The sequence below is a fragment of the Chitinivorax tropicus genome (genome assembly GCF_014202905.1).
Taxonomy (GTDB): Bacteria; Pseudomonadota; Gammaproteobacteria; order Burkholderiales; family SCOH01; genus Chitinivorax; species Chitinivorax tropicus.
Map to the genome: position 1 here is coordinate 35,979 of NZ_JACHHY010000007.1, position 14,702 is coordinate 50,680.

The 14,702-nt window shown below is 56.7% G+C and carries 14 protein-coding genes; 10 read left to right on the forward strand and 4 right to left on the reverse strand.

Going from position 1 to position 14,702, the window contains the following annotated elements; translation table 11 throughout:
* Positions 1–89: 89 nt before the first annotated feature.
* The 3 genes from HNQ59_RS06805 to HNQ59_RS06815 form a co-directional block, all read right to left on the reverse strand.
* Entirely contained in the window at positions 90–836 is a 747-nt protein-coding gene (locus HNQ59_RS06805; protein WP_184036917.1) for an SDR family oxidoreductase, read from the reverse strand.
* Positions 837–994: 158 nt separating this feature from the next.
* Positions 995–1,189 carry a YbdD/YjiX family protein gene (locus HNQ59_RS06810; protein ID WP_184036920.1) on the reverse strand — a complete coding sequence of 65 codons (195 nt, stop codon included), beginning with the start codon at positions 1,187–1,189 and terminating at the stop codon, positions 995–997.
* A gap of 3 nt (positions 1,190–1,192) precedes the next feature.
* Positions 1,193–3,250, reverse strand: a complete 2,058-nt coding sequence (locus tag HNQ59_RS06815) for a carbon starvation CstA family protein (protein WP_184036923.1) — start codon at positions 3,248–3,250, stop codon at positions 1,193–1,195.
* Positions 3,251–3,562: 312 nt separating this feature from the next.
* Here HNQ59_RS06815 and HNQ59_RS06820 point away from each other — a divergent pair, with 312 nt between their 5' ends.
* Both HNQ59_RS06820 and HNQ59_RS06825 read left to right on the forward strand, forming a co-directional pair.
* Positions 3,563–4,918 carry a cache domain-containing protein gene (locus HNQ59_RS06820; protein ID WP_184037218.1) on the forward strand — a complete coding sequence of 452 codons (1,356 nt, stop codon included), beginning with the start codon at positions 3,563–3,565 and terminating at the stop codon, positions 4,916–4,918.
* Complete coding sequence (locus tag HNQ59_RS06825) at positions 4,915–5,562, forward strand: response regulator transcription factor (protein WP_184036925.1); 648 nt, start codon at positions 4,915–4,917, stop codon at positions 5,560–5,562. The genes HNQ59_RS06820 and HNQ59_RS06825 overlap by 4 nt, the downstream gene beginning before the upstream one ends.
* 5 nt (positions 5,563–5,567) lie before the next feature.
* On the opposite strand, the gene HNQ59_RS06830 is transcribed toward HNQ59_RS06825, so the two are convergent.
* Positions 5,568–6,887 (reverse strand): deoxyguanosinetriphosphate triphosphohydrolase, encoded by a 1,320-nt coding sequence (locus HNQ59_RS06830; RefSeq protein WP_184036928.1) that lies wholly within the window; start codon positions 6,885–6,887, stop codon positions 5,568–5,570.
* Between the two features lie 387 nt (positions 6,888–7,274).
* Between HNQ59_RS06830 and HNQ59_RS06835 the strand changes: the two genes are divergently transcribed.
* The 8 genes from HNQ59_RS06835 (at position 7,275) to panB (ending at position 14,700) form a co-directional block, all read left to right on the forward strand.
* Entirely contained in the window at positions 7,275–7,610 is a 336-nt protein-coding gene (locus HNQ59_RS06835) for a hypothetical protein (RefSeq protein ID WP_184036931.1), read from the forward strand.
* Positions 7,611–7,745: 135 nt separating this feature from the next.
* Positions 7,746–9,137 carry an MATE family efflux transporter gene (locus tag HNQ59_RS06840; protein WP_184036934.1) on the forward strand — a complete coding sequence of 464 codons (1,392 nt, stop codon included), beginning with the start codon at positions 7,746–7,748 and terminating at the stop codon, positions 9,135–9,137.
* Between the two features lie 53 nt (positions 9,138–9,190).
* Positions 9,191–10,210: a UDP-N-acetylmuramate dehydrogenase gene (gene murB / locus HNQ59_RS06845; RefSeq protein WP_184037220.1), complete on the forward strand. Its 1,020-nt coding sequence runs from the start codon at positions 9,191–9,193 to the stop codon at positions 10,208–10,210.
* Between the two features lie 139 nt (positions 10,211–10,349).
* A complete protein-coding gene (locus HNQ59_RS06850) occupies positions 10,350–11,153 on the forward strand; it encodes an ABC transporter substrate-binding protein (protein WP_184036937.1) in 804 nt (267 codons plus the stop codon).
* A gap of 170 nt (positions 11,154–11,323) precedes the next feature.
* On the forward strand, positions 11,324–12,673 hold the full coding sequence (pcnB, locus tag HNQ59_RS06855) for a polynucleotide adenylyltransferase PcnB (RefSeq protein ID WP_184036940.1): 1,350 nt from the start codon (positions 11,324–11,326) through the stop codon (positions 12,671–12,673).
* Complete coding sequence (gene folK, locus HNQ59_RS06860; protein ID WP_184036943.1) at positions 12,670–13,155, forward strand: 2-amino-4-hydroxy-6-hydroxymethyldihydropteridine diphosphokinase; 486 nt, start codon at positions 12,670–12,672, stop codon at positions 13,153–13,155. The genes pcnB and folK overlap by 4 nt, the downstream gene beginning before the upstream one ends.
* 7 nt (positions 13,156–13,162) lie before the next feature.
* A complete protein-coding gene (locus HNQ59_RS06865; RefSeq protein WP_184036946.1) occupies positions 13,163–13,801 on the forward strand; it encodes a deoxynucleoside kinase in 639 nt (212 codons plus the stop codon).
* A gap of 107 nt (positions 13,802–13,908) precedes the next feature.
* Positions 13,909–14,700, forward strand: a complete 792-nt coding sequence (gene panB, locus HNQ59_RS06870) for a 3-methyl-2-oxobutanoate hydroxymethyltransferase (RefSeq protein ID WP_184036949.1) — start codon at positions 13,909–13,911, stop codon at positions 14,698–14,700.
* Positions 14,701–14,702: the final 2 nt, after the last annotated feature.

The following is a 14,702-nucleotide window of genomic DNA, read 5'->3' on the forward strand; positions in this document are numbered from 1 at the left end:
GCGTGTATGCGCTGCGGTGGGTTTTCAGGCGCGGAGGCATGGCGGCATTTGTCATCGTCACCTCAGCTGCGACACCCTGTCAACCGCGCCTAACGCCCACCTGACACATCCAATATGGCGCCAGTGGTGAAAGAGGCCAGGTCAGATAGCAGCCACAAAATCGCTTCTGCCACTTCCTCTGGTTGGCCGCCGCGTTGCATCGGAACACTTTGTCTGACCCGATCGACACGCTCTGGTTCTCCGCCACTGGCGTGCATCTCGGTATAGATGAAACCTGGGCGCACCGCATTGACCCGGATGCCTTCCGCCGCCACCTCAATCGCCAGACCTCGCGTCATCGTGTCCAGTGCGCCTTTGCTGGCCGCATAGTCAATATATTCGCCCGCAGCGCCCAGCCTGGCAGCGGCAGAGGAGACGTTGACGATGGCTCCTCCTTCGCCATCATATCGGGTGGACATATGCTTGATGGCTTCCCTGGCACATAAAAAAGGGCCGACCACATTGGTGCTCAGAATACGTTGCAGGCGTGCTGCGTCCATCTGCTCCAGGCGCATCTGTTGAGCGAGGATGCCAGCATTGTTGACCAGGGCCGCTACGCGACCGATGCGCTGTTCGATGGTGGCAAAGAGCCGGACCACATCCTGTTCGCTGGCAACATCCGCCTGCAGGGCAAGCGCCATGCCGCCCTGGTCGTGAATCTGCGCTACAACCCGCTCGGCAGCCAATTGATTGCGTAGGTAGTTGACCACGACAGCATAGCCATGGCTGGCCGCCAAGCACGCGGTGGCGGCGCCGATACCACGGCTGGCGCCGGTGATGAGTACGACTTTGGGCATTGTGTGACCTCTCGGGGGTAAGCCGGTGAACAACATGGTGGGTGTAAAACCGCACCACGTGCTGTTCGGGAGAGCTTACCTGATCAGGTCGGACAGGGCTTGCCCGGATTTACCTGGATACAGCCTGGCCGCCAGTTGATGGCGGCTGCCTGGCTCAGTCAACAACACTTTCCTGTCTTGCCGCCATAGCGTGCCTCCTGGCGTTCCCGAAAAAAGGTCTCGTAACTCATTGGCACCTGATCAGGATGCGTAGTCTGCATGTGCCGCACATAGGCCTCATAATCGGGCAGGCCGACCATCAGATTGGCGGCCTGCCCGAGATACTTGCCCAGCTTGCTCAGTTGATCAAACATGGCTTACGTCCTGACCGTAGCGGGCAAGGGCAATTCACGCGCCGTGGGATGCGCGGTACGATAGGCCTGCCAGCACGCGCGGGCACCAAACAGCACGATGCTGATCACCAGTAGCATGAAGCCGCCAGCCAACGTGGCATCGAGATAGTCGTTGAATACCACCTGCTGCATCTGTGCCAGGCTCTTGGCCGGAGCAAGCACCTCACCCTGCGACAAGGCTGTCTCGTATTTGTGGGCATGGGCCAGGAACCCGACCTTGGGGTTGTCCGAGAACACTTTGAGCCAGCCAGCCGTCAGCGTGCAGATCAGCAACCAGACGGTGGGAATGATAGTCACCCATGCATAGCGCTCGCGTTTCAATTTGAACAGCACAACCGTCGCCAGCACCAATGCGGTGGCCGCCAGCATCTGATTGGCGATGCCGAACAAAGGCCAGAGCGTGTTGATACCGCCCAGCGGATCAACCACGCCTTGATACAAGAAATATCCCCAGGCCGCGACACACAGGCCGGTTGCAGACAGATTGGCCACCCATGAGTCTGTTTTCTTCAAAGCCGGGACAAAGGTGCCCATCAGATCCTGCAGCATGAAGCGCCCAGCACGAGTTCCCGCGTCAACAGCTGTCAAGATGAACAGTGCCTCGAACAAGATGGCGAAGTGATACCAGAAGGCTTTCATGGCTGGGCCACCAAACACGTTGGATAGGATTTCCGCCATGCCCACCGCCAAGGTCGGCGCCCCGCCAGCCCGCGAGATGATCGAATGCTCACCCAGCTCCTTGGCTGTTTGGGTGATCATGTCCGGCGTGATGAGGAAGCCGAAATTCGATACGGCTGTCGCGGCGCTTTCCGCTGTTTTGCCAATGACCGCAGCGGGGCTGTTCATGACGAAATAGATGCCCGGGTCGATGACCGAGGCTGCAATCAGCGCCATGATGGCGACAAAGCTTTCCATCAACATGCCACCGTAGCCGATGAATGGCATATGGGTTTCGTTTTCCAGCAACTTGGGCGTAGTGCCAGAGGCAATCAGCGCATGGAAGCCAGAAACTGCGCCACAGGCGATGGTGATGAACAGGAATGGAAACAGATTGCCGCCCCAGACCGGCCCCGTGCCGTCGATGAAGCGGGTCAGCGCGGGCATCTTCAGCTCAGGTGCCACGATCAGAATGCCGATCGCCAGCCCGACAATCGTGCCGATTTTCAGAAAGGTGGACAGATAGTCGCGTGGTGCCAACAGCAGCCAGACGGGCATCACCGAGGCGATGAAGCCATAGGCGATCAACATCCAGGTCAGCTGCACACCGGTGAAGGTGAATGCCGGTGCCCAGACCGGGCTGGCGGCCACCATGCCACCACCCCAGATCGCCAGCATCAGCAAGACAAAACCGATGATCGATACTTCTCCGATGCGGCCTGGGCGCAGATAGCGGCTGTATACCCCCATGAACAGTGCGATCGGGATGGTGACCGCAACGGTAAACGCCCCCCAGGGGCTTTCTGCCAGCGCTTTGACCACAATCAGCGCCAGCACCGCGAGAATGATCACCATGATCATGAAGGTGCCAAATAACGCAATCACCCCCGGTACATGACCGACCTCCGATTTGATCAGGTCACCCAGCGAGCGGCCATCACGACGGGTCGAAATGAACAGCACCATGAAATCCTGTACGGCACCGGCCAGCACGACACCAGCCAAGATCCACAGCATGCCCGGCAAGTACCCCAATTGCGCGGCCAGTACCGGCCCAACCAGCGGCCCCGCCCCGGCAATGGCGGCAAAGTGGTGCCCGAACAGCACATACTTGTTGGTGGGGACATAATCCAGGCCATCGTTATGACGGACAGCGGGCGTGGCGCGCATGGCATCAAGCTTCATGACGTGCTTGGCGATGAACAGGCCATAATAACGGTACGCAATCAGGTAGACCGATACCGCAGCAACCACAATCCACAAGGCATTGATGGATTCACCGCGATGTAATGCGACGACGCCCAGCGCAAAAGCGCCAATGGCACCGATTGCGCCAAACGCCGCATGGCGGGCAAAAGGGGGCATGGTTTGTCTCCAAAATTCGCTGGCCGACTACTTGGGTCAGCACGTTGTCAGTGGGGAAGTCGGATATGGCTTGTGCCAGGCTCGAAAAACGATCTGGTGGTGCTGGTGGGTCCAAAACCATCTCATCAGAGCTTAGGCTCTACTATTCTCTTTTTAAGGAATGTAAAGAATTCGCAGAAATACCCCTGGCTGGCTTACGTAGAACTACCAGGTACTGTTGACACGGCCATATTGCTCCAGCGCACAATCAGCCCAGAGCGGGCCTTGGAGCCGCATTAATAGATGCTTGGCATGCACGCGACTTACATGACGATGAATCTGAAACACAAAATATTTGCGTTGACCATTCTGCCGTTGTTGCTGGCGCTGGCGGTGATTGCACTGCTGGTCTGGCAGCGTGCCGAGGACATTGCCGATCAGCAGGCCAAGACGATTGAGGAAGCCTTGCTGACCAGCAAGCGTGCGGAACTCAAGCACTATGTCAGCCTGGCGCTGAGTGCAATCGAGCCGCATTACCAACATGGGCTGGCGGATGCCAACGCACAGGCGCGAGCCAAGGCGGCTTTGCGAGCGCTGAGCTTTGACAGCGATGGCTATTTCTTTGTCTACGACCTGACCGGAACCAATCTGGTTCACCCACGCCAGCCCGATCTGGAAGGTCGGAACCTGTGGGACATGCAGGATCGGCAGGGGCGGTATGTGATCCGTGCATTGGTCGAGGCGGCCAAGGCTGGCGGAGGATATCCACGTTACGGTTGGGAGAAACCCTCTACCGGCCAGTTGACTGAAAAGTTGGGGCATGTGGTGCTGCTGGACAGATGGGGCTGGGTGGTGGGAACGGGTATCTACCTCGATGATGTGGCGCAGGCGATTGCCGAGGCCAGAAAACGGGCCGGTGACAATGCCCGCAATACCCTATACAGCCTGGGTGGAATTGCTTTGGTGGCGGTGCTGATCGTCTTTGGCGCGGGGCTCGCGTTGAACGTCAGCGAACAGCGTCTGGCGGACGACAAGCTGAAAACGTTGGCGCAACGTATCGTCACCTTGCAGGAAGAAGAGCGCGCGCGCGTAGCGCGTGACCTGCATGATGGTATTTCACAGGTGCTGGTTTCGACCAAATTTCAGTTCGAGCTGGCGCAATACAAGGTTGAACACGGTGGTGTGGGCGCGGCGGATGATTTGCGCAAGGGGATCGACGATCTCTCCAGCGCCATCCACGAGGTCAGGCGTATTTCCCATGACTTACGCTCGTCGATTCTGGATACGCTGGGCTTATCTGCCGCCATTGCGCAGCTGGCCAACGAATTCGAGCTACGGAACTGGGTTGCCGTCAATTTCGACAATCAATTGGGCGATTTCGAGCTGCCCGACCACGAGGCCATCGCCTTGTTCCGGATCGCCCAGGAGGCGCTGACCAACACCGAGCGCCATGCTGAGGCCAGCGAAGTCCAGATCAAGCTGGTCAAGGAGCCAAGGCAAGTTCGCCTGGCCATCACCGATAACGGTCAGGGCTTTGACGCCACCCGTATCGATCGGGACGGCGGCATCGGCCTGCGCAATATCCGCGAGCGGGTCGAGCACCTGGGCGGCCAATTCCATATGACATCTGCGCCAGGGTGTACCCGCCTGGAGGTATGCCTGCCGCTTTCCCTTGAGGCCCATACATGACACGAATCCTTCCGCCCAACAAACCCCGCGTGCGCCTCATCCTGGTGGACGATCACCCCCTGGTGCGTGATGGCCTGAAAGCCAGGCTGGCCGCCGTGCCGCAATTCGAGCTGATCGGTGAGGCTGGTGGTGGCGCCGAGGCATTGAACCTGGCCGAGATCCACAAACCAGATCTGATGCTGGTGGATATCAGCATGAAGGACATGAACGGCATTCGCCTGACGGAATTGCTACGAAACCGCTGCCCCAATGTGAAGGTCCTGATCCTTAGCATGTATGACAACAATGAATACGTGACCAGCGCCATGCGGGCTGGTGCCAAGGGCTATGTGCTGAAAGACGCCGGTTCGCAGGAGATCATCGCCGCCATCGATGCCGTGGCGGCGGGCGGCAGCTATTACAGCGCCGCTGTGGCCAGCGCGCTGGTGGCGCCGAAGATCACGAACGATTCGCTGACCGATCGTGAACGGGAAGTACTGATGCTGCTGGCCCAAGGCCTATCGAACAAAGCGGTGGCCAAGCAGCTCGATATCAGCGTGCGGACGGCAGAGGCGCACCGGCTGAGCATGCGCCGCAAGCTGGGGATCGACACCGCTGCAGGCTTGGTGAAGTATGCCATCGCGCAAGGCTGGATCAAAAGCTGACAGACTTACTGGGTCAGCCCGCCCACTTGGCGGGCCAGATAGCCTGCGTAGTTGTCCGTCATGCCGCCGATGAAATCCAGCACTCGCATATAGGCCAAATACAAGGGCCAGCTGGGGTCGGGTACGTTGTGCTCCATCAGATCCAGCGTCCGTTTGGCACGGAATGAGAGGCTGCCACTGGTCTTGAGCTGATAGACCGCGCTCAGGAATGTTTCCAGTAACACCTCCAACGTGGTGTAGGCACCAACCTCGATCTCGACCTTCTGTCGGGTATTGAAGATCTTGGCGCGGGCCAGCCGCTTGGCTTCGTTCAAGCCATCCACGATATGTCGGGGACAGGTCACCAGTAGATCCTGTGTCAATTCACCTGCCAGCAGCAGATCGTGGTGTTCCGCAAAACTCAACGCCACCGCGTTCACCAGCCGCTGAATCGCCTTGCCCCGCAGCAAGGAGATCTTACGGCGGGTGGTGGGGGCCTCGCACAGCTCTTCACGTAACGCAGTGCAATCCCCGATCAGCTCTACCAGAATCGGCTCGACCTGCTCATAGCTCAACACCCCGATTTCAATACCATCTTCCAGATCAAGAATGGCATAGCAGATGTCATCCGCCGCCTCCATCAAGTAAGAGAGCGGGTGTCGCGCCCAGCGATGGTGGCTGATTTCGATCAAGCCCAGCTCAGCGGCAATGATCTCCAACTGCGGCAATTCAGATTGATAACAAGAGAACTTCTCTTTATTGCCAGCATGCTCAACCGTCCAAGGGTATTTCAGCAACGCGCCCAAGGTGGCATAGGTCAGCCGCAGGCCACCGGCGAAGCGATGGTTCTCCAGCTGCGTCACCACCCGGAATCCATGCGCATTGCCCTCAAAAGTCTGCAGATCCCGTTGCTCAAGAGCGGTCAGTGGTGCGATCAAAGGCTGGTTGCGTTCCTGGCAAAACCAGTCCCGAATGGCGTATTCACCAGCGTGGCCAAAAGGTGGGTTGCCAATGTCGTGTGCCAGGCAGGCTGACTGAACAATCGCCCCAAGATCGGTCGGAACGATGCCTGTGGGCAGCTTGTCGGCCAGCCGCTGGCCTGCCATCACACCAAGGCTACGCCCCACCGCAGCCACTTCGATGGAGTGGGTCAGTCGGGTGTGGACGTGATCATTTTCAGACATCGGGTGGACTTGGGTCTTACGTCCCAGCCGTCGGAATGCGCTGGAAAAGACAATGCGATCATGGTCTTTGTGAAAATCGGTACGCCCGGCATCTTGTCCGGTGGGTTTGGCATTGCCCAGCCGTTCGGCGGATAGCAATTGAGTCCAGGTCATCAGAGGCATGGTGGTGTTCGCTCGATATTGAACAACATGATCGGATCGAGTCCGCCCCTTTCACCGTGAAAAAGGCAGCTTGACATGCTTAGCATGTGGGTTTTACATTACAGGCACTTCGCGCCAATTTGAACACAGCTTGCGGGCGCGCTACAAATACAGCTAAAGCGTGGTGAGAAATGGCAACTGATTTCCCAAACCCGCTTGGCATGTGCAAGCGGGTTTTTTGCTTTATGGCTGTTCATCGCTTGTTCAATATGTGTGTGACAGGCTATAGTCTGACGTTCAGCGCCGATTTAACGAACAACTTGCGGGGCGCAATCGAAATTCCGCTAAAGCGTCGCCGGCGGGGCTCATCTCAAGGCGCGCGATTCATGCTCGCAACAGGAGATCACTATGTTTGACTGCTATCTGGACGAATCCAGCTTCACCACCAACCAAGCCGCGACGGGTTCATCCGTGGCGCGTGTCGGGGATGCTGGTCTGCCGCCACGTGGCCATCCTCATAGCCGTATCGATATCGTATTCCATGCTGATACGATGTCCGGTGCCCGCCAGCAGATTCTTGCCCAGATTGCCAAGTTGGTTGCGGAGCCCATCGAATACAATGCCGGGCGCTACAGTGTCCGAGCCATCACCTTTGAGCAGGCCTTATTGATCAATCGCCTGGCTGGCGATTGGGGGGTGATCAACGCCATCGTCACGGCGGAGCGCCCTGGCCGGTTGGCTTGAGTGACACGCTGATGATCCATTATCGAACCAGGCTGCCCATTAGGTCTTGCGCTGTGTGGCGTGCCGACAGAATTTAGATTTCATTTGCCACAACTAAAGCGGCGTTGGCCGCTTTTTTTATTTCATCGTGAATTTATGTCGAGTCTTCCTGCAACCTCTTCACAAGCATTACCTGGCTTTGTCGGTGAGAGTCGCGCCATCTTGAAGTTGGCAGGTCCGATCATCGTGGCACAGCTCGCCCAGACAGCCATGGCCTTTGTCGATACCGTGATGGCAGGGCGTGTCTCGGCTGCTGATCTGGCCGGCGTGTCGCTGGGGGCCAGTATCTGGATCACTATCGTGCTGACTTTCACGGGCGTGCTATTGGCTGTCAGCCCCTTGATTGCACAGGCCTACGGCGGAAAACGGCATGTGGAAATCGGTGGCATCATGCGCCAAGGGATGTGGCTGGCACTCTTGCTGGGCGTCGTCTCCATTGTCATTCTGAAATATGGCGCACCCGTGGTGCTGACATTGGCCAACGCCGCGCCAGATGTGGCGGTTAAGGCAACTGGCTTCATGGATGGCGTGGCAGTCGGCATGCCCGCCTTCCTGCTGTACAAAGTCTTCAATTCCTATACTTCTAGTGTCTCGCGCACCAAGCCCATCATGATCATCAGCCTGTTGGCCTTGGCGCTGAATGTGCCTGCCAACTACGTGTTGATCTACGGCCACCTCGGTTTGCCCGCCATGGGTGGGGCGGGGTGTGGGTGGGCCAGCGCCTTGGTCAACTGGTTTTCGGTGCTCGCCCTGGTGGTGTACACCTGGCGCCATCGCTTTTATCAGCAGTTTGAAGTCTGGAGCCGCTTTGAGTGGCCCAACTGGGATGCGCAGAAACGTCTGATCAAATTGGGTCTGCCGATCGGCCTGACCTTACTGGCCGAGGTCAGCGCGTTTACCATTGTTGCGCTGATGCTGGCGCGGCTGGGGGCTGCTGTGGTGGCATCCCACCAGATTACGTTGAATTTCTCTGCCCAGACCTACATGCTGCCATTTGGCATTGCCTCAGCCTTGACGGTGCGTGTGGGGCAACACATTGGCGCAGGTCACCATCACCTCGCGGCCCATACCTGCAAGGTGGGCCTGAAGCTGGTGCTGTTGATCGCATCCGCCACAGCGTTGTTGATCTGGGTCGGCGCAGGCTACATTGCGGCCATGTACACGCCAGACAAGGCTGTGCAAGCCATGGCCGCCACCCTGTTGATGTTTGCGGCAGCATACCAGATCCCCGATGCCGTCCAGGTCAGCGCGACTGGTGCATTGCGAGGCTATAAGATCACTACCTTTCCGATGGTGATCCAGATCGTCGCATTCTGGGTGGTCGGCATCCTGGGTGGCTATCTGCTTGGGTTGCGGGGCGTCTGGTTCATCAATCAGGGGCAACCGTTGGGTGCGTCTGGGTTCTGGATTGCGCTGGTGTTATCGCTCACTGCAGCGGCCATCCCACTATTGGCGTATCTCGTGCGGATTGCCCGCCGCTATCGGTAACGCATTGAGTCTTTGAACATGTGTTGCACCAAAACACGGAGTATCGCGTGAATATGCCTCAGATTGAGACACATGTCTCGTTGAAACCATATAACACCTTTGGAATCGATGTGCCGGCTCGCCATTTCGTGCGGGTGACGACCCTGGCGGCACTGAGATCGGTGCTGAGCCTGCCTGCATTGCAAGCCATGCCACGCTTGATCTTGGGCGGGGGGAGCAACATCTTGCTGACACAACCCTTTGATGGATTGGTGATCAAGCTGGCGTTGCTGGGAAAAGCACAGGTATCGGAGGACGATGAAGCGGTCCATGTCAAAGCCATGGCAGGAGAAAACTGGCACGACTTTGTCTGTTGGACGATCCAACAGGGGTGGGCAGGTTTGGAAAACCTGTCATTGATCCCAGGCACCGTGGGCGCCAGCCCCATCCAGAACATTGGCGCCTATGGCGTTGAGATGAAAGACTGCTTCCATAGCCTGACGGCGCTGGAAGTCTCAACCGGCACCGTGCACACATTTGATCATGCTGCCTGTCGGTTTGCTTATCGTGACAGCATGTTCAAACATGTGGCACCTGGGCACTACATCATCTTGGATGTCACCTTCAGACTGCCCAAAAAACCGCAATGGCATACCAGCTATGGTGAAGTCCAAGCCGAGCTGGCCAGACAAGGCGTTGTCGAACTCAGCGCCCAGGCGATCTCTGACGCCATCTGTACCATTCGGCGCCGAAAATTGCCCGATCCAGCCCAAATCGGCAATGCTGGTAGTTTTTTCAAAAATCCGGTGGTGTCCACAGTATTGGCGGAGAGCTTGAAAAAACAATTCAATCAAATGCCTACCTACCCGCAGCCAGACGGAACCACCAAGCTGGCAGCGGGTTGGCTGATTGATCAATGTGGCTGGAAAGGGCATGTGGAAGGGGCTGTGGGTGTGTATGAAAAGCAAGCATTGGTATTGATCAATCGAGGCGGGGCTGCTGGCAGCGAAATATGCAACCTGGCTAAGCGGATTCAGCACTCGGTCATGGCAAAATTTGGCATCGAAATTGAACCTGAGCCCTTGATTTTGTAACGTATATTGGTGTGTGATGCCCTCTTGTCTATAGTGTAGTCAGTAGCCGGTGTGACTTGCAATGTATATTCGTATATTATGATATGCAACTCAAGTGCCGCACCGTGGCGCGAGTTGATACCTTTAAGAGAGGGGCATCATGTTAAAAACAATCTTTCTGGCCGCTACCCTGTTTACCGCAGCAGTGGCGCCTGTCATGGCTGATGACCTGGATGACATCCAGAAGAAGGGTGAATTGGTCGTCGGGGTAAAGGATTCCTTGCCGCCATTTGGTGTGCTGGACGCCAAGACCCGCACCGTGTCAGGGTATGACGTTGATTTTGCAGCAGGTATTGCCAAGCGCCTGAATGTCAAACTGCTTGCCAAGCCGGTTGATTCCGCAGACCGGATTCCCTGGCTGAAAGACAAAAAAGTTGACATGATCATTGCAACGTTCACCAAAAACGCGGAACGTGAAGCGCAAGTCGATTTCAGCTATGGCTATTTCGTCACCGGACAGAAGTTCCTGACCAAAGCAGGGCGGATGAAGGATCTGGCAGACATCGAAACCGCCGTCATCGGTACGGTCAAGGGCTCCACCTCGGAAAAACAAGCACGCAAGGCACTGCCTAATGCCAATATCATGCTGTTTGAAGACTATCCGGAAGCGGTCAAGGCCCTGTCGGATGGTAAACTGGAAGCAGTCACCACAGATGAGCCGATACTGGCCGGGCTGTTGAACAAGATGCCCAACAAGAAGCAATATGAAATCCCCAATGTTCCGATTTCACTCGAAACCTATGGCATTGCCGTGCGAAAGGGCGAAAAACGCTTGTTGAAAGCGGTTAACGACGCGCTGCTGGACATGGAGAAAACCGGTGAAGCCACGAAGATCTTTGAACGTTGGTTCGGCTACACCACACCAAACCCGATGCCACGTATTTTCGTGATTCGTGGTGGTTGATGGTGCATCAACCATGAGCCGTAGAGGCCGCCGACCAAGGCGGCCTTTTTATTTGGGCTGCTCAGCCAGTCATGTTGACGGTTGTGCTGTAAACGCCCGGCTGTTGATGCTACAACCATGTATAATTGCGCCACTTTTCGCGATATTTTCGCTATATAACAAAACCTTCAATGATTCAAAAACTTATCCAGCGCGTATTTGGCCGGCGAAAAGCAGGCAAGGGACATCGTGCTGCCATCATCCCGCATCCGCAACATGGCATTGGTCGAGATCAGATCGCACACAGCGCCCTGAAAGTCATCGATAAGCTCCAGGAGGCAGGCTATGAGGCCTTCGTGGTGGGCGGGGCGGTTCGCGATCTGCTGCTTGGCAAGATACCCAAAGACTTCGACATCGCAACCAATGCGACGCCGGAGCAGGTGCATGGCTTGTTTCGCCGCTCCAGGATCATTGGTCGTCGCTTCAAGATTGTCCATGTGACTTTCGGGCGGGATGAAGTCATCGAGGTGACCACCTTCCGGGGGGATTCGGACGATGGGCAGGTGATCGACGCCACCGGGCGTATCCTGCATGACAACGTGTGGGGGAGCCAAGAGCAAGACGCCCGTCGCCGTGATTTCACTGCCAACGCTCTGTATTACAACCCTGCTACGCAGGAGATCATCGACTACCACCGTGGGGTGGAAGACATTGCGGCGAAGCGGTTGGTGATGATCGGTGACCCGTCGCTGCGCTATCGGGAAGACCCGGTGCGGATGCTCCGCGCGGTGCGCTTGTCAGCAAAGTTGGGCCTGACCATCGACGCAGCTACCAGCCAGCCGATTGCTACGTTGGCTGCCTTGTTGAAAAACGTCCCAGCGGCGCGTCTGTTTGATGAGATGTTGAAGCTGTTGTTCTCGGGGCACTCGCGCCAGTGCTTGCAGCAACTACGCCAGCAGGGCTTGCATCATGGGTTCTTCCCGCTGCTCGATGTCATCATGGAGCAGCCGCTGGGCGAGCGTTTTGTGCAATTGGCATTGGATAACACCGATCAACGCATCCAGGCCGATAAGCCAGTTTCGGTAGGCTTTCTGTTTGCCTCACTGCTTTGGCATGAAGTGCTGGCCAGCTGGAAGGATCGCCAGGCAACCGGCGAGTTGCCGATCCCGGCCTTGTTCAGTGCAATGGATGAAGTATTGGCGGTGCAGGAAGAGAAGTTGGCCATTCCACGCCGCTACAGCGTCACCATGAAAGAGATCTGGGCGTTGCAGCCACGCTTTGAGCAGCGGGCAGGCAAAAGGCCGTTCCGGTTGCTGGAGAACCCACGGTTTCGCGCCGGGTATGACTTCCTGTGCTTGCGGGCGGAGAGCGGCGAGGTCGAAATGGAATTGGCCGAGTGGTGGACACGCTTTCAAGATGTGGATGGCGCTGAACGTGAGCGGATGTTGATCAAAGACGAGGCGCAGCCCGCCAAGAAACGCCGTCGTCGTCGCCGCAAACCCAATGCCAAAGGGGGGGATGGCGCAGGAGACGCGGAATGAGTCGAGCCCAGGTGGTAGTCGCCCTGGGGGCCAATCTGGCTGACCCGGCGGCACAAGTGTTGCATGCTGTCGATCAGCTGGCCGCCTTGCCTGACACCCAGCTGCTGAAAGTATCGCCCCTTTACCGTAGCGCGGCGGTGGGATATGTTGACCAGCCTGATTTCGTCAACGCAGTCGCGCTGATCGAGACGGCCATGCAACCGGACGCGCTGCTGGTGGCGCTTCAGGCCATCGAGCAGGCTTGTGGGCGGGAGCGCACTTTTCGCAATGCGCCACGTACACTGGATCTGGACATTCTACTTTATGACGATCTGCACATCGTCAAGCCATCATTGACCATTCCACACCCTCGGATGAGTGAGCGTGCGTTTGTGTTGCTACCGTTGCTGGATATATTGCCAGAGTGCATCATTCCCGGTCTTGGCCCTGCCCAAGCATTTTTGTCGGGTTGCGCTGATCAGGTGATCGAGCGTCTGAAGTGAGGTTGAGATGGATCTGGCGCAGTGTCGATATATCGTCGTGGAGGGTTTGATTGGCGCCGGCAAGACCAGTCTGGCCAAGCAGTTGTCCACGCATCTGCAGGCACTGCCGATTCTGGAGTCACCCGAATCCAATCCGTTCCTGGCTAAGTTCTACCAAGATCCATCACGATACGCATTGCAGACGCAGCTGTCATTTCTGCTGCAGCGCACAGAACAATTGGCACCGTTACAGCAGCTGGATATGTTTTCCACCCAGGTGGTGTCAGATTACATGCTCGCCAAAGAGCTGATTTTTGCCGAGCAGAATCTCAGCGACGAAGAGTGGCGTCTGTACCGATCCATATACCAGTCATACAGCCCCGAGGCGCCCAGGCCGGATCTGGTCATCTACCTGCAATTGCCTGTTTCCATTGCCATGCAGCGTATACAGCAACGCGCACGTAGCTACGAGACAGGCATCGAAGAACAATATCTCAAACAGCTTGCCGAACGTTACAGCCGCTATTTCCACTCTTATGATGATTCTCCCTTGTTGATTGTGAACGCATCGCAGTTAAATCTGGTTGATGATGACGGGGACTTTGAGTTACTTTTGCAGTGCATCAAACAGATGCGAGGCGGACGGGAATTCTTCAACAAAGGTTGACCCGTTTTATCCTTTTGAATAAAAAGCTTGCATAGCCAGTCCCTCACAGCTGGGGGCGTGGCCACAGATATTCAATAATTCGAGCAAGCGCTTGATGGAAGTTAACCATGCGGATCACGATTAGCACGTTGCAGAAAATGGCGGACGAGGGCCAGAAAATTGCCATGTTGACCTGTTACGACGCCAGCTTTGCGGCGTTGATGGATGAGGTCGGTGTGGATGTCCTGTTGGTGGGCGATTCCCTCGGCATGGTGTTACAAGGCGCCGACAGTACATTGCCCGTATCGCTGGAGGACATGGTCTACCATACTCGCTGCGTTGCCAAGGGCGCCAGGAAAGCCTTGGTGCTGGCTGATCTGCCTTTCGGGGCCTACCAGGAAGGCCCTGCGCAGGCGTTCCGCAGCGCTGCCAAGCTGATGCAGGCAGGGGCGCATATGGTCAAATTGGAAGGGGGCGCCACTATGGTGGAGACAACCCGTTTTCTGTCCAAACATGGCATTCCGGTCTGTGGGCATATCGGCCTGACACCACAGTCAGTCAATCAATTGGGTGGTTATAAGGTGCAGGGTAAGACCGATCAGCAAGCGCAGCAATTGCAGGCGGATGCCCTGGCCTTGCAGGAGGCAGGGGCATCGGTCGTGTTGATGGAAGTGATGCCTGCCAGCTTGGCCCGGTCGATCACCGAAGCACTGCATGTCCCAACCATCGGTATTGGGGCGGGTGTCGATTGTGATGGTCAGGTACTGGTCTTGCATGACATGCTGGACATCTACCCTGGCAAGAAGGCACGCTTCGTCAAAAATTTCATGCAAGGCGCGACCTCGGTGCGTGGGGGCATCGAGTCCTATGTCAAAGCCGTCAAAGCCAAAACCTTCCCCTCAGAAGAGCATAGTTTCTAAGT